Source organism: Microcoleus sp. T3_D1, from assembly GCF_036700405.1.
Lineage (GTDB): Bacteria > Cyanobacteriota > Cyanobacteriia > Cyanobacteriales > Microcoleaceae > Microcoleus.
In genome coordinates, this window is the sequence record NZ_JAUBOV010000007.1 from 77,525 (window position 1) to 98,161 (window position 20,637).

Below are 20,637 nucleotides of genomic sequence, written 5' to 3' on the forward strand. Positions count from 1 at the left end.
TCAACGACAGATACATAGCCAGGAGCTACGTCATCTGAAGGGCGGATTTGTTCTAATTTTATGTTAACTCTGGTTTGGATCAGGCTGTCAGAACCTTAGCTAAGGGAATGCCTAATTCTGTAGCAATTGCTTTGAATTTATTCAGACACTTTTCTAATTGAGTTAAGAACTGTCCTCTGCGAAAGTACCTTATGAACCAGTGAAACGGCAGCAGCAGCAGCTAATTGTTGGTACTCCTCATCTTTTTTACCATCTGCCCAATCAGAGATAGACTTTACTAAAATCCACGGAACGCCAACTCGCCCTGATGCTGCACATAGACCCGATCCCTCCATTTCACCACCTACAGCTTGTGGAAATTGTTGGAACAGAGCCGATTTGAATTCTGGATCGTCAATCAGCTTTTCACCGGACAGAATAGGTCCAACTCGAAGATCGCAAGGAGACCCATCAATACCAGGAAACTCCCAATTATGAACATTCTCGAATCGGTTGAGCAGCGTTGTATTACTGGGTGGGATACTGCCCCGGTGTTGAACGGGTTCACCAACACGTTGTGGTTCATATGAAATAATTTGTGAAGCAACTAGCACATCGCCTATCTTTTGCTTTTGTGAATCTTTACCAAAAGCAATGCCTACCATAATAATAGCTCTCGGCTTCCATATACGTTGCGCTTGGTCACTTGCCAAAATAACCGATCCTTCACCGATTGATCCAATTCGACATTTTGTAACAACTGCTTTAAACGCGGCAAATTTACCTAAATAGTAAGTTTCTGGTCCCTCAAATATCTTGAACCTATCTTTTTTACTTGGATATGGCTTCAAATTATCCAAGACTGCATTAAGCTCTATGTCATTAGCAGTAAGAAGTACAATATCAATTTCACCTTTGAGCCAATCGAATTCCTTTAAGTCAATTTCTTTAAACTTTCGAGTTTTAGATGCTTTTTCAACAACCTTTTTAACATCAATTTTTATTGCTAGTTTTAGACAATCCTCTTGTAAAGGAAGTTTTAGTTCACGTGCAATCTCCAGAGCTTCTTCACAAGCTTTAATGGCTAGCTTTATGTTTCCAAGTTCGTTGTATACCTCTGCCATTTCTTTTAGGACTCGCGCCTCACCTGAACGAATACCTACTTGTTTAAATAGATATAAAGCTTGACGAAGCTTATCCAAACCTGACTCCTTAACACCTGGTGAATTATCTAGTTTTATCTCCAAAACTCCCACACGTGCTAAAGCTTCTGCTTCCTCTAAAAAGAGTCCGATTGAACGAGAAATAGTGAGTGAATGCTTATAGAAAGAAATAGCAGATCGATATTCCTGTTGAATATAGAAAGTAAATCCCAAATGTAAAAGTATCTTAGCTTCACCCTCTAGATTCTCAATTGAATGGGTAATTTTAAGAGCGATTAAATGGCTTTCTACTGCTGCTTCATGATCTCCAATCAGGGAATAAACATTGCCAAGATCGGCAAGAGCTTGTATTTTTCCTAAGTTGTCAGATATCTCTTTTGCTATTTTCAACTGCTCCTGAAAATACGGGATTGCTAGCTCATACTGTCCCAGGTGAATCTGTATACTTCCCAATCCTGATTTTGCAGACATTACCAATTTGTGAGCTGATAGTTTTAATGCAATATCTTGAGCAGAAAGATAATAGGTATTTGCTTCTGGGTACTGTCCTAAAAGTTTTGAGTTCTGTCCTAAACCAATTAAGGCAGAAGCCTGTCCAGGCAAGTATTCAATCTGCTTTGATATTTTCAACTGCTGAGTATAATAATCAATGGAAGCATGGCAATTGCCGCGGATAAACTCAACCACTCCTAAGTTGTTTAAGCAGATTACTTTGAGATTGCAAACTTGTTCATCTGTTTCTGAACTGATGACTAAAAGTTTCATTAATCTCATGGTGATTCCTGACAATTCATCATATTGTCCCCAAATATATAGTTGATTATATAGCTCTTCATCATAAGGAAATATTTGAATAGAAAAAAGTTTAGCAACCTTCTCTAAATCTTTGACTTCACAAAGATGATAAAAGGCTTGTAGAAGATGTCGAACTTGTTGTAGTTTTGATTCGCCTAGTTGTGGCTGATAACTTCTAAGCCAATTAATAGCAGCCCGATAGTGTGAACGGTTCTCTCTTGATTCTAGCGACTTCAAGCTAGATGAGTCAAGGTTGAGTAGATCGAGAATATACTTACCGGGAGGTGTAATCTCACTCATCGGCTACTCCATTTATCTCATAATCCATTTGGCTCAGATGTTCCAGAGATACACTGCGAATCAAATTATGTTGTCTTAACAAGTGCTGGTTGTTTTGAACTATTTCCTCAATAAGGTATCGCTCTCGTAAGGTATCCAACGCTGCTTTTTGCTCTTCTTCGTTTCGATCCCAATCCTCTAGGTGGCTCAACCAAAAATCCTCTGGAACAGGGCATCGGTACACAGATGATTCACAGAGTAGAATGTAAGCCCATTTGGCATCGTTCCGCAGACGAGCAAAGTCTTTGTTAAAGCGTGATCGCACATTTCTGCGGAGCGTTTTAGTAAATCGATCAAGTTGCCACTTATCTTCGGCTCCAGTAGAATTTCTTTCTTGAGATTCCGCGATCGCGTTTTCAACTTCTTCAACCTCCTTTCCGTACTTGTTCCAGTACGCAACAACATTACCTTCAAACGGCTTATTTTTGATTTCTCCTGCAATCACCCGCAGTGCCAGAGGGTGCCCCTCATAGGCAGTTCCAATTCGTTCCAAGTAGGGTCTGCCTGGCGAAGTGGGGCTTATATCCAGCTCCGTTTTCTCAAACAAAGCCATCTGTTCTGATTGTTCCAAACCATTTAAAAGTTGGCAATGGCGGAAGTTTCTAGATTTCGGATCGATGGCTTCAATCTGTCCAGGTAGGTCTTGAGAAGTCAGAATAATGCAGGTTTGACAGGGTTGTGCTTTCAAATAACTATCAAAGAACTTGAGCCACCATTCATCTTGAAAGTCATTCCAGCCCTCTTCCCCGTTGCCCTGTAAAATGTTCTCCAGCGAATCCATCAGCACCAGATAGCGATTCTCGCAGAGATGGCGAACCAATCGATACAGCAGTCGCTGAGGGTCTTTGCGGTCTTCATTGGTAATCGATTCACCCCACTTCTCCAGCCAGCGTGCAGCAACACTGGCAAAATCTGAGGATTGCTGCTCAGCCTCAAAGTTTTCCTGATGAAACCGAGTCCAATCCTTATTAAACCAATCTGCCAACTCTACCGCAAGCCGTTCACCTAATGCGGTTTTGCCAATGCCAGTAATCCCTACCAGCATGAGTAGACGACAGGATTCCTGAATTCGATAGCTTAAATCCCTGAGCAGCTTTGATCGCCCCACCCAGGCATCATCAAAGGCAAAGAAGTTGCGAGAATTCGATGGGGAAGTCTCTGGAACAACTTGTTTACGAACAAGCGGAGGTGCTGATTTAAACTTTGCCAAAATCTCAAAGGCAAACGCACTGGCGTGACGGGCAGCAATTTCTTGATACCCTGTCTTATCTACCTTAGCCTTGTTATCAATCAAATCAGAAATACCCCGAATAACCATCCCAGACACCTGCTGATTGGCACGCGCTGCCTCCAGGAAACCAAATCCTTCCATTTCAACAGCAACTGCATCCCCATAGTTCGAGCGCAAAAATTGAAAAACCTCCGATTTCGTGGAGGAAATCACTTTCTCACCCGCTGCGATCGGCGCAACCAAGACGCGAGGGATCGGCTCTGAAACGGATAGTCTTTTCAGCCAGTCACCGCTTCTGGCTTCGGCTCTGGCTCGTTGCTCTAGACTATAGGCAGACAAACCGATTTTCGGTCTAGGCTTGAAGGTTTGGTCTGCTTTGCCTGACTCATATCCATAAACTTCAGTAGATGCGACAACATCGCCGAGGGATACATCTTTAATTCCCCCAGCCACTCCAACAAAGAGAATAACATCAGGATTGAAATGGGCGATCGCTCTTTCTGCCTCCATTGCTGCACCGGGATTGCCGGCTCCTATTTGGACGATACCCACATCCCACACAGCATTAGGCCCGCTGAACTTCCCCCGCTCATAAATCGTCCCCTGCGGATGAATCTCTTCTTGAAGATCGGACAGATGGGAACGAACGGCAAGGTACTCATCTGAGAGAGCAGTCAGAATAACAGCACAGGCCATAAGGATTTATATAGAGAAGCTTTTTGTCTATTATGACAAGTTTTTTGGTACTTGGGGATTAAAAATGTCATTTCGATGTGCGATCGACCAATTAGATACCCGACTTTTTCAAGAAGTCGGGTATCTGGGTATTATTCACCAGAATCTCTGTGGCAAATCCGCAAAAATGAGTTTGAGTTCCGGTTCGTTAACCCGCTTAATTGCTTTAGGAATACTTACCCACTGCCGCTTTCTCTTGCTAGCTTCGGGCCAAATTTCCAGAACTGCTTGCACTTCCATTAAAAATACTCCTACCAGCCAAGTACAGCCGGACTTTTGATACTCGTAAGTTCCTAGCAAATCCGGGAACACTTTACCCAACAAACCTGCTTCTTCCCAAGCTTCCTTGGCGGCGGAATCTTGGGGAGTCATGTCAGGTTCAATTAATCCTTTGGGAATAACCCAGCGCTTGCTAGCCGAAGAAGTAATCAGCATTACTTCAATTTGTCCCTCTTGAATGCGATAGGGAATTACCCCCGATTGCTCTATCAATACAGCGGTTCTTATACTCATAATTTGGGCAATATTTCTGGGTGAAAAAGCTACTGCAACTTCATCAACAGTTGACAACTCAAAAATAAAAATTGCATCCACCTTCTAGATAATTCCCCAGTTGAGAAAACAAAGTGGAGAAGAGAGATATTTTGGTTTTCCCTTCTGTGGAAAATAGGAAATTTCCATGCACTCCCACTGAACAATAATATTATTATAATAACCAGGCGCCATCCTCTACCGACAAGCAGATAAAAGCCGATCGCCAATATCTACCTTTATCTGCGCCGGTATGGGGTTTTACACCTAATCTTTCTTCGCCTTAGCCTCCAAATTTTCCATCCGACTCCTCAAATCTTGATTCTCCTTTTTCACCTGGTCTAATTCCTCGCGCAACTGCTTTACCGCTGCATCAGAACCAGCATTTTTCTGCACTCTTTGCACAGCTTCATCAGCCATGCGGCGGACGCGACCATCGGGAGTTTGGTCAGCTAAAGAACGCAAAATGCGAATAGCTTTGCGAGTTTGCATTTGTCCCAATCCCGCTACTACAGAGACTTGAGTCAAGAAAAACGTCTCTTTAGATAATTCTGCCAATCGCTGCAAAATCCGTTCTAAATTGACCTTCGTTTGACCAGTCGAAATTGTGCCCAAAGCTCGAATTGCAGCCAAGCGCAAAGCTTGCGGAGTACCGGCGGCTGTGTATTTCAATATTAAATTCAGCGCATCTTCAGAAGTTTTCATCTGCGCCAAACCGGAGATCGCACCCGATCGCACTACCTCATTCCACCCCTGACGTTCTTTCAGCACCAATTTTAACTCTTTCAGTACCTGTTCGTCGGTTGGTTTTTCGTCGGGGTTAGCCGCTGCAATTGAGCCCATAGCTGTCGCTGCTGCTGCTTCTACATAATAGCTGTCGTCGCCTTTTTCGACGATCGATCTCAGCGCTTTATAAGTTTCGTGAGTTGGGATTTTACCCAGCGCATTCACCACAGCGCGACGAACACGAGCATCTTTATCTTTTAAACCACTGACTAAACCTTCAAAAACTTGGTCGAGTTTAATTTCAACTAACTGACCAGCAACTTCTGCCCGTACTGCCCAGAACGGCTCTTTCTTGAGAACTTCTGACAGCGTTTTCACCGCTTCCAGCCCTCCCTTCTTCGCCAAAGCTTGGGCAGCGTAAATCCGCGAAACCGGGTCTGGATCGAATTGCAACTGAGCTTTTAGTTCCGCAATTCCATACTCTAACACAACAGTTTTTAAGTATTTATTGCCGACATCAAAACTGATAAATGCAGGCTTCTCTTCGAGAGGGAAATAGAAGCTTTGCTCGCGCTCATGCACTCGGACTGTGAAAGTTTTCAGGTTCGGGGTTGAAGGTGTCGAACTGTCATCATCTGCTTCTTTTTCTGGCTTGTAACCGAAGCCGATCGGAATTTTGAGATCGAATACATCTTTGCTGTTGCCATTGCCATTTTTGCTGTCTTTTACCTGAGTTTGGGTAACAGTAATTTTGGCTAGTTTGCTGTCGCTATCCCAGGAATAAGCAACCTTATAATCTGGATGACCGCCACGATAAACGTACTGGTCAAACAAAAACATCAGATTGCGACCAGTAGCCTTTTCGATAGCCCTGAGCAAATCGATCGTTTCTACAGTTTTGTGAGCGTTATCCCGCACAAAAGTGTGAATTGCTTTGTAAAATAATTCGTCGCCCAACTCGGCGCGAATCATGTGATAGACACAAGCACCTTTTTCGTACAAATGGCGATCGTACAATTCAATGGCTTCGCGGTAAACGTGAGTAACCATCGGGCGGCGGTAGCGGGAACTATCTTCAGCTAAATAACTGCGGGCTTCATTTAACATATAGTAAGCCGCGTCTTCTTTGCCATATTCTTTATCAGTCCACAGCACCTCGGAATAAGAAGCCATACCTTCTTTCAGCCAAGCGTGAGACCAATGTTTAATTACTACTAAATCGCCGAACCATTGGTGAGCTAATTCGTGGGCGACTAAGCTTTCAGTACCTCGATTGTCGAGGGCGGCGCGTTCGTCTAGCAAGCACCTATCTGTTAGCAAAGTTGTGGAAGTGTTTTCCATACCGCCGAAGATGAAATCATCGACGCAGACTTGAGCGTATTTGGGAAAAGGGTAAGGATAGCCAAATGCTTTCGAGAAGAATTCAATCATTTGAGGCGTTTTGCCCATGCTGCGCTTAGCGTCTGCTTCGCGGCTTCTTTCCACGTAATAATTAACTGGTTTGCCGTTCCATTCGTCTTTAATTTCGGCAAAATCTCCGACTGCTAAGGTCATTAAGTACGTCGGGTGTACCTGGGTTTGCGACCAGTGATAAATTTTCTCGTCTCCGTCGTTTTTTGTGCTAATTAATTCACCGTTGGATATGGCAAAAAGTTGCCTGGGAACTCGCACTCGAATTTCGGAAGTTGCCAACTGTCCGGGATAGTCGAAACAGGGAAACCAGAAGCGGGAATCTTCGTCTTCGCCTTGAGTCCAAACTTGTGTTGGTTTGTCTGGATAGTTTTTGTCCGGGCCGACGAAATAAAGGCCGCGTTGGGGTTTTTCGACCGAGTATTCGATCGCAATAGTAATTGGTTGGTAAGCTTCTGTTGGTTCGTGCAGTTGAATTTGCAGCACTTCGCCGTCGCTGTCGAAATTTTGCTCGGTTTCGCCAACTTTTACCGATTCAATGTTGAGGTTTACCGCATCTAAGGTTAATTTGTCAATACCGCTGCGGACTGGATTGATGCGGATGCTGCAAGTGCCCCGAAAGCTTTGTTTGGGAATATTCAGCACTAAGTCGAGGAAAATGTGCTCTACTTGACCGGGGCGATCCGGGTTGTAATGCGGCCGAGCACCGGGCATCTCGAAGGATTTGTGATTGTTTTCAGAATCGAAGTAAGTATTTGACATTGTGATGGCAAAGTTGTGAGTCGAGCGGCGATCGCTGGCAGCGCCGATCCGGCTGAACTGCCAGCTTATTATAGAGTAGCGCGTCCTAGCTGCTGTTGTCGCTAACTTGGTGAAAACTGGGTCTATCGTTGAGGGGATGGAAAATATGATTTTTTCGCTACAATATCAGCAAGGCTAATGTCTGCAATCATCGGAAAATTGGGTAGAAACCCCGTGCTTTTAGCACGGCTTTACAAAAGTTGTGGGTATCAACAGAAATTTTGCTGTAAAATAGATTCTGTAGCGAAACTGAATGTATGTACTTAACTCAGAAAAACCAATTACGATATATGCCCTATGCCCTATGAGCACCTCATGTTACTGAGAAAGGCTATACAGACACAGTATATAATTTTAAAATGCCCCACAGCGTTGTTTTAAACCTGCTGCCAGTTGCACCAATTCCATCTCAGTTTTTAACGGGACGGCATCTCCACGCTTTATTTTTGAACCTTGTGAGTGCTGTAGACAGCGATTTGAGCGCGTACCTGCACGACCAATCTCATGAAAAAGCTTTCACTTTAAGCCCTTTTCAAGTAAGTAAAAAAGAGGCTTACAAAAGCAGTACGCCGCAGCCACAAAAGAGAGTTTTGCCTCCGGCTTCCCGCACAATATCTCCGGCTGTACAGTGGGAACACAAGCAAGCAATTCAGGAAAATACGCCGATTTGGTGGCGGATTTCTCTGCTGGATGACGGTTTGTTCGATCGCCTAACGCAACTTTGGCAGCAACTTAATTTCGCTCGCCCTTGGCATCTCGGCCCGACAAATATATACATTACTAATATTTTGAGCGAACCGCAATCAAACCAGCCTTGGGTAAACTTTTGTACTTACGCCGAATTGTTCGATAGAGCTTCGGAAACTGAGCGCCAAATTGCTTTTAGTTTTTGCACTCCTACTAATTTTAGGCAAGGTGTATACGATAGTGCTATGCCCACTCGTGAGAGTATTTTTGGCAGTTTAGCTAATCGCTGGAACAAGTACAGCCGGATTGCGATCGAACCTACTTTCACAGAAGCTATTTTTCCCAGTTTCTTCGATATCAGAACAGAAGTTAGTACGGATTCTCGCAGTAAATTTATTGGCTGCGTCGGCGATATTAGTTACCGAATTATGGGAGATATAGCTCCTGCTACTATCAAGCAAATTAACACTTTAGCAGATTTTGCGCTTTACAGCGGAGTCGGGCGAAAGACGCCGATGGGAATGGGAATGACGCGCCGGTTGCATGATTTTTAATTATTCACCTTTGGGCTGAATTTCACTGACTATTTCATAAACATCAGTGTCTGGTATTTTCGCAAACAAAGGCGCCATCTGCTTCAATATTTCCTGATAAGCTTCGCTTTGATTGGCTGCCATATCTTCTACGCTTTCCCAAAAAATGATGGCAATACCTTTGTCTGTATTGGGCAATTGCAGCAGGTATGCTCCCTTAAAACCTGTGGCATAAGTTGCAACGGCTTTTTCAAAAAGTTGTTCTGCAGCTTCAAATTTTCCTGGTTTAAATTCGCCAATGGCAACGTAGGCAAACTGATGTCGGAGAAAGTCGAGAAATTCTGACATATCTTTTTCCTCACTTAATAGCGATACACTAAGTTATATTTTACCCGATCGCCCGAAATTTGTGAATATCGCTGTTTATAAGTAGATCGACCTAAAAAAACCTCACAGCGATCGCTCTGTCCCTTATTCTGCTCTATCCAACCAAACCATTAAATCGGATAAACTAGAAAATCCGACTACCTCCTCTACCAAACTCTCTAATTGCTCAACCGATAATTCCCCAATTCGCGAAACTACATCGGGATTAACAGCTCCTATACGTCGCTCCAGAAGGCGCAAAATTAACGCTCTTTGACCTGCTTTGATACCTTCTTGAATGCCTTCTTGACGACCTTCTTGACGGCCTGCTTGCATCCCTTCTCGCATCAATTGAACCCTAGCTCGTTCCAAACCTTCTTCTATCCCTCTAGAAACTATTCCCTGCTGTTCTTGGATTGCTCTCTCTTCGGCTTCCATATCCTGCAACTCTTTCAAGCTTAAGTTAGCCTCATTGGCAATTTGAAAAGCTTTTTCTAGTTCTGGAACTGTTTCCATTGTGGCTGGGATTGTTTCTAAATCTGGAGTGTGCTTCATAAAATAAATCCATTTATCAGTCAACGTTGTGAGTTCATCTAACTCTTTTTTGAACTTCGGCAACTCGACAAAAAACATTTCAACTTCGAGATCGGGATAATCAAATAGTTTCTCTTTTTCCTTGAAAATAAAATGAGAAATAACATCAGGTTGTTCTTGGAACATTTCAAAATCGGTAATCGTCAAAGCAATTACTGGTTTTAATCTCGGATAACTATCTCTAATTTTGAGTTGGTTGGCGTAGGTTTTGGCTAGGTTGTAGATGACTCGTTTTTCAAAAGCAGCTACATTCAAAACTTGCATTTCAATAATTACCGTTTTGTCGCCGGTAATTCGAGCTTTGACATCCAAATAACTATCTTTGAGCCCGCTAACGGTAGCAGCCGAGTAAGGGTCAATAATTTGTAAGTCTTGGATGATTGGCTGACCATCGTAAATTAGAGCATTTAAGAAGCTGATAAGGATATCTTGGCTGTCGGTGGAACCAAAGATTTTTTTGAAGGCAAAGTCTGTTTTAGGGTTGATAAATCTCATGATATTTTTCCTAATCTGTTTGATTGATTTATGAAAGATTTTGATGAAGTGCGATCGCTTCGGGGCTGCGAAAACTGGGTCGCTGCAATAGCCCACTTGAATTTATGAAAATACGGGTGGTATAAATTTAACATACAAGTAAAAATAAAACCAACATAAAAGTAACAACAATGACCAAAATATTAGTAATTGAAGACAATAACTTAATTCGAGAAACGGTATTAGAAGTTCTGGCATCGCGCGGTTTTGAAGCTGTCGGCGCTGAAAATGGAAAAGTTGGTATCCAGTTAGCTGCCCAAATTCCCGATTTAATTTTGTCTGATGTCATGATGCCGGAACTAAACGGTTTTGAAGTATTCGCCGCCGTGCGATCGCACCCTGCAACCGCCAGCATTCCGTTTATTTTTATGACAGCCTCGGAGATGGAAAAAGTCCTGGAACTCAAAGCAGACGGATATCTCCAGAAACCTTGCAGTGTCACAGAAATCCTCGGGGCGATCGCCACTCAACTAGAAAAACCGACAGTTAGCAACCCACAACATCAAAAAGTACAGGACAATTCTGCGCCATCAAATCATAGCTTGCGCGCCAGCAATCAAAAATCTCGGTTTGAGATTGCCTCGGTTGGCTCGCAATGACACGCACAGTAACGTTATGGATACAGAAGTTGAGGGAATTGCAAATTGGTTCCTCCCAGGGGTGGCTTAGACTGGGTATGTTGAATTTGGTTAAATATTTATGAACGCACAACCCAAAGGCCGCCTTGTTTGGAACCACTCTACCCACCTTCCCGGTTTGATACCAATTTTAGAGCGCCTCACCCTAAAAATGGGCATTCAAACAGTCACTCCTGGGGTCATCAACAAAGTTAAAGGACACATCCCCCGCATGACATTAAGAGTGTCAGTACCCATCCGCGGGGGATTTAAAATCATCGCCCGACAGGGCAAAACCGTACAAGAAGTCTTTATATTAACGACTCTCACTCAAGGGGACTTGGAAGAGACGATCGCCCAAACCCTAGCCAAGTGACAATATTTTCTTAGCAAGCAAAGCCCGAGCCTTAACTGAAGTAGTTTCATCGCTTTGGGTGATTTCCTCAAGTCTGGCCGAAACTTCCGCTAACCAATCCGGTTTAACAGTCGCAGCACTCGCCAAAGCTTGCAAACCCCCCACTGCTGCGTAGCGAACCACCCATTCTGGGTCTCGGGACGCTTGCAGCAGCGTTTTCACAGCGCGAAGTTGAGCATCTGCAATTTGTTCTGCAGGCATCAATTCCCAGCAAATCGTCCCCAAACCCCTAACCGCGGCCCGCCGCACGCTCAAAGCAAAGTCATTCGCCGCTGCATCGAGCAAAATCTCCAAACCCCTGGGGTCGCCAATTCCCGCCAAAGCCCGAACAGCCCAAGCTCTCGCCCCGTAATTGTAGCCGTCAAGCTGTTCTAGAAGCGGCAGCACCGCAGCTTCTCCGAGTTGAATCAGCCCGTCAACGGCGGCAACAGCGGCGCCTGGGTTGTTGTAACCGAGGACTGTAATTAAGGTAGGAATTGCTTGTGTTGAGGGAGTCGCCGCCAGTGCTTTGACTGCGTTTAACAAGCCTTCGGAAGAATCTGCTTGTTCGACAGCCTGAATTAGTTCTAATGCCATTTATTTGTAAGCTTTACCGTGACTATTGTAATTGTAGGTTGGGTCGATCGCGCGATCGAACTTTTTGCAGCGTGGGTGAGGCGCGGCGATTAACTTGGAAAGCTTACCCTGCTCGAAGTAGGACAGTCTTGGTTAAAGAGTCGAATCGGCAAAAAACTCGACTCCATACCCGCGCTAGGAATTCTTGCGCTGTGCATCCTCACCGCCTTCGCGCTTCCTATAAGCCTTAGCCCAAGCATACCGCTGCGGATTTTTTTTCAGCAGATATTCCACAACTTCCCGACGCTTCTCATCCTTAGCATTTTTGACAACCTGCTTGAGTTCAGAATCTATATCTTCTGATTCAGCACCGCGTTTAATTGCCTCGTTAAACCAACGCTCACCCTCTGAAAATTGACTCCGCTCAAAACAAATAGCTCCCATCAAAGTGTAAGGATGATGACTCTGAGGCTGATACTCAATAGCTTTGAGCGCGCACTTTTGTGCATCATCTAATTTATCAATATCTCGAAAAGCACCGCCCCTAGTTGTTAGCAAAGCTGACTTGAGCTTATTTTCTTTTATTTTGTCGAAGTCCAGATTTTCTGTCACCTGCAATGCACTTTTCGGTTCATCTGCCTTGCGCCAATGACTGCTGGCGTTGGGCAAGTTCCATTTATTTCCAGTGCGCTCATATTCCCGATCGTAGAAACGCGCTTCAAGTCTGTGGTAAGCCATAGCAATCCTTCCATGACTAGCTAAAAGTCCCTGTTGTATTAACTGAACAACTAACACAGGATCTAGACGCTCTTCTTTCTCCAATTTGACCATGATTGCGTAAAACGGATCGAAAGGGAAATCACGATCTATAATCCGATACTTGACCTTCAGAGCAGCAAATTCCTTTTCTTGGGCAAAAGTAATTACATCCTCACGTCCATTCTGTTTCACCCAATCAATATCAGCCTCACTCAACAGCTCTCCCGATTGAATCTTAGACTTCAGACTAGCAACATATTTGTCAAGCGCAAGAGTAATTGTCTCAGTCAGTTTACGCTTTTTCAGAAAGTTAATATCCTGCTCACCTAGCTGATTGTCTAAATCAATTTTTTTGAGAACTTTATAAAGATGGCTAGAGAGGGATGAATCCTCATAGGTAGTAGCTTTATACTTAGCTTTCAGTTCAGCAAAGTGCCGTGTTTGTTCAATCTCCAAAACAATGCTAAGCGTTTCGCTCAGTTGATGCTCTTCCAGCCAGTTAAGTTCTGACTCGCTCAACTGTATATCTGCATCCAGGTTTTTCAGGATTTGATAGAGCGGACTACAGACAGATGTTTCTGGGTATTCACTAGCTTTGTACTTATCCTTGAGTTGGGCAAACTCAGCTTCCCGTCCAGCTTTTTGTTGCCAAAAAATTTCTAGAGTATCAATCAGTTGGTTGTTGAACAGCCAGTTAGCCTCTACATCACTTAATATTTGTCGTGCATCCAGTTGCTTGAGGATTTGATACAAGGGGCTATCAAGCGAACAATTTGGATCTTCAGTTGCTTGGTACTTAGCCTTTAGTGCAGCAAATCGCGCCATCTCTTCAACGATAGCAACTGTTTCAGTAAGCCCCCGTTGTTTCAGGTATTTAACTTCTAAGTCAGTTAGCTGATTTTCAGAGTCAAGCTTCCAAAGGATAGGATACAAACAACTGGATAGCCGTAAATCGGGATCTCTGGTTACTTTGAACTTAGACTTGAGTTGAAAAAATTTAGCATCTAGTTTTCTTCGTTGTTCATCCTTATGTAGTGGCTCTTTCTCGATAGCTTCTATTGTTTCCAAAAGCCCTTGGTTTACTAACCAATCCCACTCGAAGTCGGTAATTGCATATTCTAAATCAGCTTTTTGCAGGATGAGATATAGTAGACTAGAAGGAGATGAATCTTCATATTTTGTTGCTTGATACTTGGACTTCAGCGCTGCAAAATGTTGCACCTGGACTTCAAAAGGATCGTTGTTCATGATGAATCCCCCGATTTATACTTCTAGCTGCTACACAACCATCTCCCAGCATTCCGCGATCGCCCGCCGTCAAAACCCAAACTTTTTTAACTGAAAACTCATCCAGATGGTAATATTATTTTAACAGTTCGGTTTCACCAACTACAGCTACAAACCTCAGTATTTTCACTGAAATTTATAAAAATTAGTACCTAAAGCCTCGTTTCTTATTCCATCAAATCATCAGCCATCGGTTCACCCGGATAAAAGCGAGAAAATAGCAGTTCTCAACTCCATGAAATACAGATATGCGGTAGGGAAACAGCACGGCGCTGTGTCCTGAAATGTGCTGTCTCCTGAATTTACGGCCGACAATTGAGAATCGCTACAGCAATCCTATTTCATTTGTAAACTAATTTTTTTCACAGTAAACTATCCATTAAATCCATAACGCGGATAGCCTCATCTGACAAAGATAGAGATTCTTGTTGATTGAGGTGATGCTCCAAAACTCCTTTGAGCGCAATCAATTTCAGGCTATTTTCTGCTAAAGTTTCAGAAATAGCTTGCGCTCCCGGCAAATAGCCGATCGCCCCCAAGTCCATCAAAGCCGATCGCCTCAACTGCAAATTATCCCCATTCAAAGCACTTACCAACCGCTCTCCATAAACCCGCTCACCAGTTAACTGATACATCGCCCGCGCCGCAGCGTACTGCACCCGCTCCACAGAATGTTCTAAAAAAGGTGAAATTAGCGGTATTGCTTCTGTCGCTTGCAGGGTTCCCAAAGCTTCAATTACCGAGTCGTAAGGTTGCACGAGGTGCGATTTTCCTGGCACTCGCACAGCCACAGCTACGCCCCCATCCAATAGCTTCATTAGCGGCTCAATAGAATCGCGATAGCCCAGCATTTCTAGAGCTTGAGCCGCCGCTTCCCGCACGTAATAATCGGCGCATTCCAAACAGCGAATCAGGGCCGGTAAGGCTTGTTTGTCGCCCAATTTACCCAGAGCCCGCGCCGCATTTCGTAATAGGGAATAGTCGCCAATTTTTGTTTGTTCTGATTCTTCTTCTAATGCGGCAATTAAAGCTGCAATAGCTGCCGGTTCCTTGACTCGAAATCTGCCCACCCACCAAGCAGCATAATACCGGAGACTGTAATCTTGGGAGTGCAAATTTGCGATCGCCTGTTCAACAGTTAAAGACTCGCCCTCAGCTACACCCGCCGGCGCTGAGTCGGATTCGTAATAATCCATAGTGATTAGTTGTTAGTTATTAGTTATTAGTTATTCGGCGATTGGAAGAGACTGTTGGCGAATTTAAAAAGGGTAATACCCCTCATAGGTAAAATGTAGATAGTGTAGGTTGGGTAGAGCGCGAGCGAAACCCAACTCTTCGCTTGGCCCAACTCTTTTAAAATAATGTGTTGGGCCAAGCGTTGCGTAGGGTTCGTTGACGCTCTACCCAACCTACTACATCTATGTGAGAAACACCGCGAGTGCTGGTTTCAGAGGTGAGGGGTGAAACCCTATGTGAATTCGCCAACAGTCTCTTGAAATCGCTGCTACACAGAAAAAACCTGCAAGGGTTAGGGAAACTCGCCGATTAAAATCGCTACTAAACAGACAAAACCCGCCTGGGCGGGTTACATTAACTCTTAGTCCGCTTGGAGTGGACTTTGTTTGTCTAGCAGCGATTTTCATCGCCCCTTCTAGCTTGTGTCGGAGCGATTTTCATCGCCCCTGCAACCAAACTATTGGTGATCGTGCGATGATTCATGGGATGATTCATGGGATGACTCATGGGATGATTCTGCACCCGCGTTTAAAGGATGAATGCTGACAATTTTCCCGCCCATGCGAGTAATCCGCTGCATTTCTTGATTCATCCGATTGTAAGGCACGTTGATAAATGTACTCGCGCTCGATCGAATCGAATAATCCACATTATCTGTTTCATCGCTTTGGCGCAAGCCGACAACTTCATACCGAAAGCAGCGACCAGCCGAAGCTGTATTGCCACTTTTTCCACCTACAATTTGACCCAACATAAGCTTCTTGGTAATTGGTAATTCTGACTGTTGACTGTTGACTGTTGACTGTTGACTGTTGACTGTTGACTAAAAGCTAGTAACTGCCAACTGCCAACTGCCAACTGATACCAATTTTTTATGAGGCTGCATAGAATCTGATCCCCCCTAACAAAGAGGGCGGGCACGGGGAGTAGGGGTCGCACCGCCCCTACTAAGGGGGGGACAATATTCTTCTCAAAGTCCCCCTTCTTAAGGGGGATTTAGGGGGATCGAGATATGTGCAACTTCACATTAAATTGGTATGACTAAATTGGAGTAATGCTGGCGATTTTCGCGCCCATGCGTTGAAATTTCTGCATTTGCGAGGACAACTCCTCAACAGGTACGATGAAAGCCTTGCTGCTGCGGCGCACGCTGGGATAGCCGCCCGTGCGAATGCCCGAAACTTCCACGCGCACCAGCCGTCCTTCTTTGCCGTAAGCTGCCGCGCCGCCGAAAGTGCTGGCGGGAGTTACGTTTCTGGCAGAAGGCCGATATGCCCAACCTTCGTTACCGCCAGAGGGCCCAACTACAGCCGTAGCGGTGTTAGTGCCGAGTTCGACAGCTAAGCGAGAGTTATTGCCTTCTAGTTGAGATGTATCGCTGTTTGCATAGCCGCGATACAACCGGAACATCCGGGTAAAACCGACGGTTTTTTGACCGCGCTGGGTGTTAAAGCCGCGGTAGTAAGGGACGATACTTTCGCCAAAGTTTTCTTGATACTCTACTGAATCGATGTAAGAATCAATATCAGCGTCGTAGCCTTGTGTTTGATACAAATCTAAGTGCTCAACTACTTCAGATTCGTCGTAGGGAGCGCGACCGAGCAAGTGTTTGTAGTTTAGTTCGATCGTCCGAGTTTGGAAGCTGTTGTAGAAAAACTTGGTTTTGTACAGTTCTGACTTAGCTACAGCGCGTACAAATTCTCGTACAGTCAAACTTCCGTCCCGCAGCAAAGACTCGGAACTTATAAGTCGCTCGGATTTCATTAAATAGTCGTTGCCTAGCACCTGACGGTAAACCGCACGAATCACAGTTTCAACGTCGTCTTTGGTGTAGTTTGGGCGCAGTTCTACCTTCGGCGCATCGCTCAATGCGGATGTTCCTAGTCTGGACGCTGCTGTTGTAATCGCCACCAGATTTTCTCCTAAATTATTAATGACAAAAGTTTAATGCTTGGTTGCACTTGAAATTTTTAGGACTAAAGATAATATGCCTCAAAGTAGGGTGTACACTGCACACCTTACATATCCACATAAAATTGAAGAATTTTTTAGCCTTAGTCCTAATTTGCTAAAGACGTTTCAAAAAAACGTCGATACACAAACTTTAAGCTGTGGTAATACTTACCACTTTGCCGCCACGTTTGTTGATTTGCTGCAAGCGGCTCGAAAGTTGCTCGTAAGGCACGAGATATTCCGTAGTAGTCCGGCGCACTTGAGGGGAAAACTTAGCCGAACCTTGCATTGCGGTGACTCGGTAGAGTTGGCCGCGAGAACCGCCGGAGGTGCCACCAAGGGCTTTTCCGGTGGAGGCGGTGGAGATGGGCGAAGCCGTATTTCTGGCAACTTCCCAGGTTAGCCGCGCTTGCTTTTGGTTTTGGGCGCGATCGCTAGAAGCAAAACCCCGGTACAATTGAAACATCCGGTTAAAACCGACGGTTTTTTGACCTCTTTGAGTCGCGAAACCGCGATAGTAAGGCACTACACTTTCGCCAAAATTTTCTTGATACTCAACTGAGTCAATGTAAGAATTGATTTCAGCTTCGTAGCCTTCTGCATTGTACAAATCAACGTGGAAAGCAATTTCCGACTCGTCGTAAGGAGCGCGGCCCAACAAATGCTTGTAATTAAGCTCAATTAACCGCGTTTGCGAGTTCGGATAAAAAAACTTTTTCCGATAAGTTTCGGAATGTGCAATTGACCGCACAAAATCTTTCACTGAAATCTGCCCTTGCAGCAGCAGAGATTCAGCACTGGTAAGTCGTTCGCTCGACATTAAATACTCATTGCCGAAAACTTGGCTGTAAGCAGCGCGAATTACTGCTTTCGCATCGTCTTGCGTCCAGTGGGGGCGCAGTTCTACTCGTCCCGCTTCTTCAAATGCTTTTATTCCCAACCGTTCTGCCGCACCTAATCCCGCCATCTTTGCTTCTCCCTTTTTTGCTTTAAAAACTGAAAACTGCTTAAAAAAGTATTTGCAAAACTAGGCTTAGATCGCAGATGCCCGGAATTCTAAACAACCGCTAACACTTAAGCTAACAGCAGCTTACAATTCCGGGCATCACGCAAATCTAGCTCAGAGCGTTGATTGCGTAGTCGATGTAGGAATTCGCTTCAGTTGCAGCGTCGCCACTCAGACCGTGGTTGCCTTTGATGTACTTGAGAGCTTCAACGTACCAGCTAGGAGACAATTCAAATGTCCGGTTGATTTCGTCAACACCTGCAATCAGGTACTCGTCCATCGGACCGGTGCCGCCTGCAACTAAGCAGTAGGTTACCATGCGGAGGTAGTAGCCGATGTCGCGAGAGCACTTAGCTTTACCGGTTGGGGTAGAAGCGTAGTTAGGGCCTTGCATTTGTTGTGTGTACGGGAATTTGTTGTACACAGCTTGAGCTGCACCGTCGATCAAGCGCTGAGAGTTTGCGGTCAAAGCCTTGGCTGCTTCCAAACCGGCTGCTGCTTGGCGGAAACGTCCGAAGGCGACTTGCAGTTCAGTGCTGCTGAGGAAACGGCCTTGAGAATCGGCTGCGGTTACTGCTTCAGTCAAAGGGGTTTTCATTGTTCTGGTTTCTCCCTAATGTTGTGTTGTTTTTGTACAAAAATGATTGTTTGCAAAAATGCGATGCTCGCTTCTTTACAAGAAAGGTTCGCTTGGCTATTTTTAGCCGACTGCATTGGCAGCGCGGTCGAAGTAGCTGCCGATTTCAGACATCAGCGAGCTGCAATCACCACGGGTAACACCGTTGGGGTCGTTAGCGATCGCGATTGCTGCTTCCTTCATTTTTTGCACGCCGGCTGCAACTGAGCCACCGGGAACTCCCAGAGCTTGGTATGTTTCACGCAGACCGTTCAAGCAGCGGTCGTCCAAAACGCTGGCGTCGCCTGCAAATGTTGCATAGGTGACGTAGCGCAAAATGATTTCCATATCGCGCAAGCAAGCTGCCATGCGGCGGTTGGTGTAAGCATTACCACCAGGAGCGATCAGTTGAGGCTGTTCAGCGAACAGGGTGCGAGCTGCATTGGCTACGATGCTGGATGCGTTGCCGGTGATGCGGTTTACTGCGTCAATCCGCTTGTTGGCGTCGGAAACCATGCTGCTGAGAGCATCTAGTTGACCCTGAGCTAGAAATTCGCCCCGAGCGTCAGATTGGGAAACCACTTTTGTAAATGCGTCAAACATGAAAGAACTCTCCTATTTGAGTTAATTGAGTTTGGTTGCGGTATAAAACCGTTAAGTTAAATTTGTTCAGGCTACGAGTGCCTGCAAGGGTTGAAATTTGATGCCAGCTAATCTGCTGGTCCCATCGATCTCTCCCTTTCCGCTACCTGCACTATTGTTACATTGCAACGGAGGTTTAAGAAACCTTAGAAAATTTTACATCTTTTATGAGATGCGACAAACCTTGTCAATCAGGGTTTTTGTTAACTTTGGCCTGTCGTTTTCAACCCTCTGATAACTTTATACAATGCTCGCCTGCGTTTGTTTATTACAAATTATTACAGAAACTTATCTCTCTAAGAAGGTAAATATTGGGGGTGCAAGTGCGGGCAAATCTCATTCCTAGGATAGATGCGCGAGGGTACTCATAAACGAAGAGTTTGCTTCGCTCGCCCTGCTGTGGCCGTAGAACCCCCCCGAACCGTCCCGTGGGCCGATCGCCTTTGTTAGCTTTCTGTGGAAAAGCGGGATTGTTAAGAAGTGTTAAGTAAATTAAAGTTTTGGTAATAGAAGGCTGGGGGAATAGGGAAACAAGCAAAAATTCTGCCCCATGTCAGGATGGCGGCAGAATTGCGTGTGGGAAAAATCCCAAAGATTGTCAACCCGATCGCCACAGCCTCAGCTTTTGCCGGAAATATCAGCATTTAGTGACAAAACTCAGCCGTTGGAAGTTGAAAGACCCGGCCCGGTCTTTCATAACGCGGGGATGCTTGGTCTGGGGAGTCATTGGATTTGACCCCAGAGGAAGCATCTACTGTTTGTCCTGCAGCGGTTGCAAAAAAACTTTCTTCATCTATATATTGACATCCTCCCCGGCCGTACCGCGGGATTCCAAGAATCACTGCTTGGCCTTCCGTCAAGCGAAGGACGGGGCTTTAAACCCATTATTTTTGGTAAGGTGGATAGGTGCTATCAGATACATTTAACCCGGTAAATCCAGGATTGCGCCTCGATCTACTGTGTATGGCAGATCAGGCATCGCTTTTAGCGAACCCTGATCGGGAGGTATCTCTCAAAGCTTTCAACAAAATATTGAAAGCGCTATTCAATGCGTTACGCTTTTGGGAGCTGAGCCGTTACGCTTACTAGGAAACTTTTTCGCTTAGTCCCATGCTTCGGCGCTGGTT

The 20,637-nt window shown here is 44.9% G+C and carries 18 protein-coding genes; 3 read left to right on the forward strand and 15 right to left on the reverse strand.

Annotated elements, in window-relative coordinates; all coding sequences use genetic code 11:
* Positions 1-137 precede the first annotated feature (137 nt).
* From QT992_RS05455 to QT992_RS05470, 4 genes are all read right to left on the reverse strand, one after another.
* A complete protein-coding gene (locus QT992_RS05455) occupies positions 138-2,237 on the reverse strand; it encodes a tetratricopeptide repeat protein (RefSeq protein ID WP_333338178.1) in 2,100 nt (699 codons plus the stop codon).
* Positions 2,230-4,203, reverse strand: coding sequence for a 5'-methylthioadenosine/S-adenosylhomocysteine nucleosidase (locus QT992_RS05460; RefSeq protein WP_333338176.1), 1,974 nt, complete (start codon positions 4,201-4,203; stop codon positions 2,230-2,232). Before QT992_RS05460 ends, QT992_RS05455 begins: the two co-directional genes overlap by 8 nt.
* Positions 4,204-4,338: 135 nt before the next feature.
* Positions 4,339-4,836, reverse strand: coding sequence for an NUDIX hydrolase (locus QT992_RS05465; protein ID WP_333317458.1), 498 nt, complete (start codon positions 4,834-4,836; stop codon positions 4,339-4,341).
* A gap of 204 nt (positions 4,837-5,040) precedes the next feature.
* Positions 5,041-7,671, reverse strand: coding sequence for a M1 family metallopeptidase (locus tag QT992_RS05470; protein ID WP_333376692.1), 2,631 nt, complete (start codon positions 7,669-7,671; stop codon positions 5,041-5,043).
* A 398-nt stretch (positions 7,672-8,069) separates the two neighbouring features.
* Between QT992_RS05470 and cas6 the strand changes: the two genes are divergently transcribed.
* Positions 8,070-8,951, forward strand: coding sequence for a CRISPR-associated endoribonuclease Cas6 (gene cas6 / locus QT992_RS05475; protein ID WP_333317455.1), 882 nt, complete (start codon positions 8,070-8,072; stop codon positions 8,949-8,951).
* On the opposite strand, the gene QT992_RS05480 is transcribed toward cas6, so the two are convergent.
* Together QT992_RS05480 and QT992_RS05485 are read right to left on the reverse strand one after the other, a co-directional pair.
* Positions 8,952-9,278, reverse strand: a complete 327-nt coding sequence (locus tag QT992_RS05480) for an antibiotic biosynthesis monooxygenase (RefSeq protein WP_333107428.1) — start codon at positions 9,276-9,278, stop codon at positions 8,952-8,954. It lies immediately after the preceding gene.
* A 123-nt stretch (positions 9,279-9,401) separates the two neighbouring features.
* Positions 9,402-10,385: an Rpn family recombination-promoting nuclease/putative transposase gene (locus QT992_RS05485; protein WP_333317453.1), complete on the reverse strand. Its 984-nt coding sequence runs from the start codon at positions 10,383-10,385 to the stop codon at positions 9,402-9,404.
* Between the two features lie 170 nt (positions 10,386-10,555).
* On the opposite strand from QT992_RS05485, the gene QT992_RS05490 reads away from it, so the two are divergent.
* Both QT992_RS05490 and QT992_RS05495 read left to right on the forward strand, forming a co-directional pair.
* Complete coding sequence (locus QT992_RS05490) at positions 10,556-11,023, forward strand: response regulator (RefSeq protein ID WP_333338167.1); 468 nt, start codon at positions 10,556-10,558, stop codon at positions 11,021-11,023.
* A 100-nt stretch (positions 11,024-11,123) separates the two neighbouring features.
* A complete protein-coding gene (locus QT992_RS05495) occupies positions 11,124-11,417 on the forward strand; it encodes a DUF2103 domain-containing protein (protein WP_333144464.1) in 294 nt (97 codons plus the stop codon).
* On the opposite strand, the gene QT992_RS05500 is transcribed toward QT992_RS05495, so the two are convergent.
* From QT992_RS05500 to QT992_RS05540, 9 genes are all read right to left on the reverse strand, one after another.
* Positions 11,406-12,032 (reverse strand): HEAT repeat domain-containing protein, encoded by a 627-nt coding sequence (locus tag QT992_RS05500; RefSeq protein ID WP_333317449.1) that lies wholly within the window; start codon positions 12,030-12,032, stop codon positions 11,406-11,408. The genes QT992_RS05495 and QT992_RS05500 overlap by 12 nt on opposite strands.
* A 174-nt stretch (positions 12,033-12,206) precedes the next feature.
* A complete protein-coding gene (locus QT992_RS05505; protein WP_333338163.1) occupies positions 12,207-14,018 on the reverse strand; it encodes a hypothetical protein in 1,812 nt (603 codons plus the stop codon).
* Positions 14,019-14,419: 401 nt separating this feature from the next.
* Positions 14,420-15,253: a HEAT repeat domain-containing protein gene (locus QT992_RS05510; RefSeq protein ID WP_333283217.1), complete on the reverse strand. Its 834-nt coding sequence runs from the start codon at positions 15,251-15,253 to the stop codon at positions 14,420-14,422.
* A 497-nt stretch (positions 15,254-15,750) separates the two neighbouring features.
* Positions 15,751-16,047, reverse strand: coding sequence for a phycobilisome linker polypeptide (locus QT992_RS05515; protein ID WP_333317445.1), 297 nt, complete (start codon positions 16,045-16,047; stop codon positions 15,751-15,753).
* Positions 16,048-16,334: 287 nt separating this feature from the next.
* Positions 16,335-17,204, reverse strand: a complete 870-nt coding sequence (locus QT992_RS05520) for a phycobilisome linker polypeptide (protein ID WP_333317443.1) — start codon at positions 17,202-17,204, stop codon at positions 16,335-16,337.
* Between the two features lie 193 nt (positions 17,205-17,397).
* Positions 17,398-18,213, reverse strand: a complete 816-nt coding sequence (locus QT992_RS05525) for a phycobilisome linker polypeptide (RefSeq protein WP_333317441.1) — start codon at positions 18,211-18,213, stop codon at positions 17,398-17,400.
* Positions 18,214-18,361: 148 nt separating this feature from the next.
* Positions 18,362-18,850, reverse strand: coding sequence for a phycocyanin subunit alpha (cpcA, locus tag QT992_RS05530; RefSeq protein WP_006631256.1), 489 nt, complete (start codon positions 18,848-18,850; stop codon positions 18,362-18,364).
* Positions 18,851-18,952: 102 nt separating this feature from the next.
* Positions 18,953-19,471 (reverse strand): phycocyanin subunit beta, encoded by a 519-nt coding sequence (locus tag QT992_RS05535; RefSeq protein ID WP_333037001.1) that lies wholly within the window; start codon positions 19,469-19,471, stop codon positions 18,953-18,955.
* Between the two features lie 512 nt (positions 19,472-19,983).
* Positions 19,984-20,154 carry a hypothetical protein gene (locus QT992_RS05540; protein WP_333244972.1) on the reverse strand — a complete coding sequence of 57 codons (171 nt, stop codon included), beginning with the start codon at positions 20,152-20,154 and terminating at the stop codon, positions 19,984-19,986.
* Positions 20,155-20,637 lie beyond the last annotated feature (483 nt).

Coding starts and splice junctions, on each gene's coding strand:
- cas6 (WP_333317455.1), top strand. CDS start 8,070: ATGCCCCACAGCGTTGTTTTAAACCTGCTGCCAGTTGCACCAATTCCA.
- QT992_RS05485 (WP_333317453.1), bottom strand. CDS start 10,385: ATGAGATTTATCAACCCTAAAACAGACTTTGCCTTCAAAAAAATCTTT.
- QT992_RS05525 (WP_333317441.1), bottom strand. CDS start 18,213: ATGGCGGGATTAGGTGCGGCAGAACGGTTGGGAATAAAAGCATTTGAA.
- QT992_RS05500 (WP_333317449.1), bottom strand. CDS start 12,032: ATGGCATTAGAACTAATTCAGGCTGTCGAACAAGCAGATTCTTCCGAA.
- QT992_RS05515 (WP_333317445.1), bottom strand. CDS start 16,047: ATGTTGGGTCAAATTGTAGGTGGAAAAAGTGGCAATACAGCTTCGGCT.
- QT992_RS05505 (WP_333338163.1), bottom strand. CDS start 14,018: ATGAACAACGATCCTTTTGAAGTCCAGGTGCAACATTTTGCAGCGCTG.
- QT992_RS05495 (WP_333144464.1), top strand. CDS start 11,124: ATGAACGCACAACCCAAAGGCCGCCTTGTTTGGAACCACTCTACCCAC.
- QT992_RS05470 (WP_333376692.1), bottom strand. CDS start 7,671: ATGTCAAATACTTACTTCGATTCTGAAAACAATCACAAATCCTTCGAG.
- QT992_RS05510 (WP_333283217.1), bottom strand. CDS start 15,253: ATGGATTATTACGAATCCGACTCAGCGCCGGCGGGTGTAGCTGAGGGC.
- cpcA (WP_006631256.1), bottom strand. CDS start 18,850: ATGAAAACCCCTTTGACTGAAGCAGTAACCGCAGCCGATTCTCAAGGC.
- QT992_RS05460 (WP_333338176.1), bottom strand. CDS start 4,203: ATGGCCTGTGCTGTTATTCTGACTGCTCTCTCAGATGAGTACCTTGCC.
- QT992_RS05480 (WP_333107428.1), bottom strand. CDS start 9,278: ATGTCAGAATTTCTCGACTTTCTCCGACATCAGTTTGCCTACGTTGCC.
- QT992_RS05535 (WP_333037001.1), bottom strand. CDS start 19,471: ATGTTTGACGCATTTACAAAAGTGGTTTCCCAATCTGACGCTCGGGGC.
- QT992_RS05490 (WP_333338167.1), top strand. CDS start 10,556: ATGACCAAAATATTAGTAATTGAAGACAATAACTTAATTCGAGAAACG.
- QT992_RS05540 (WP_333244972.1), bottom strand. CDS start 20,154: ATGCTGATATTTCCGGCAAAAGCTGAGGCTGTGGCGATCGGGTTGACA.
- QT992_RS05455 (WP_333338178.1), bottom strand. CDS start 2,237: ATGAGTGAGATTACACCTCCCGGTAAGTATATTCTCGATCTACTCAAC.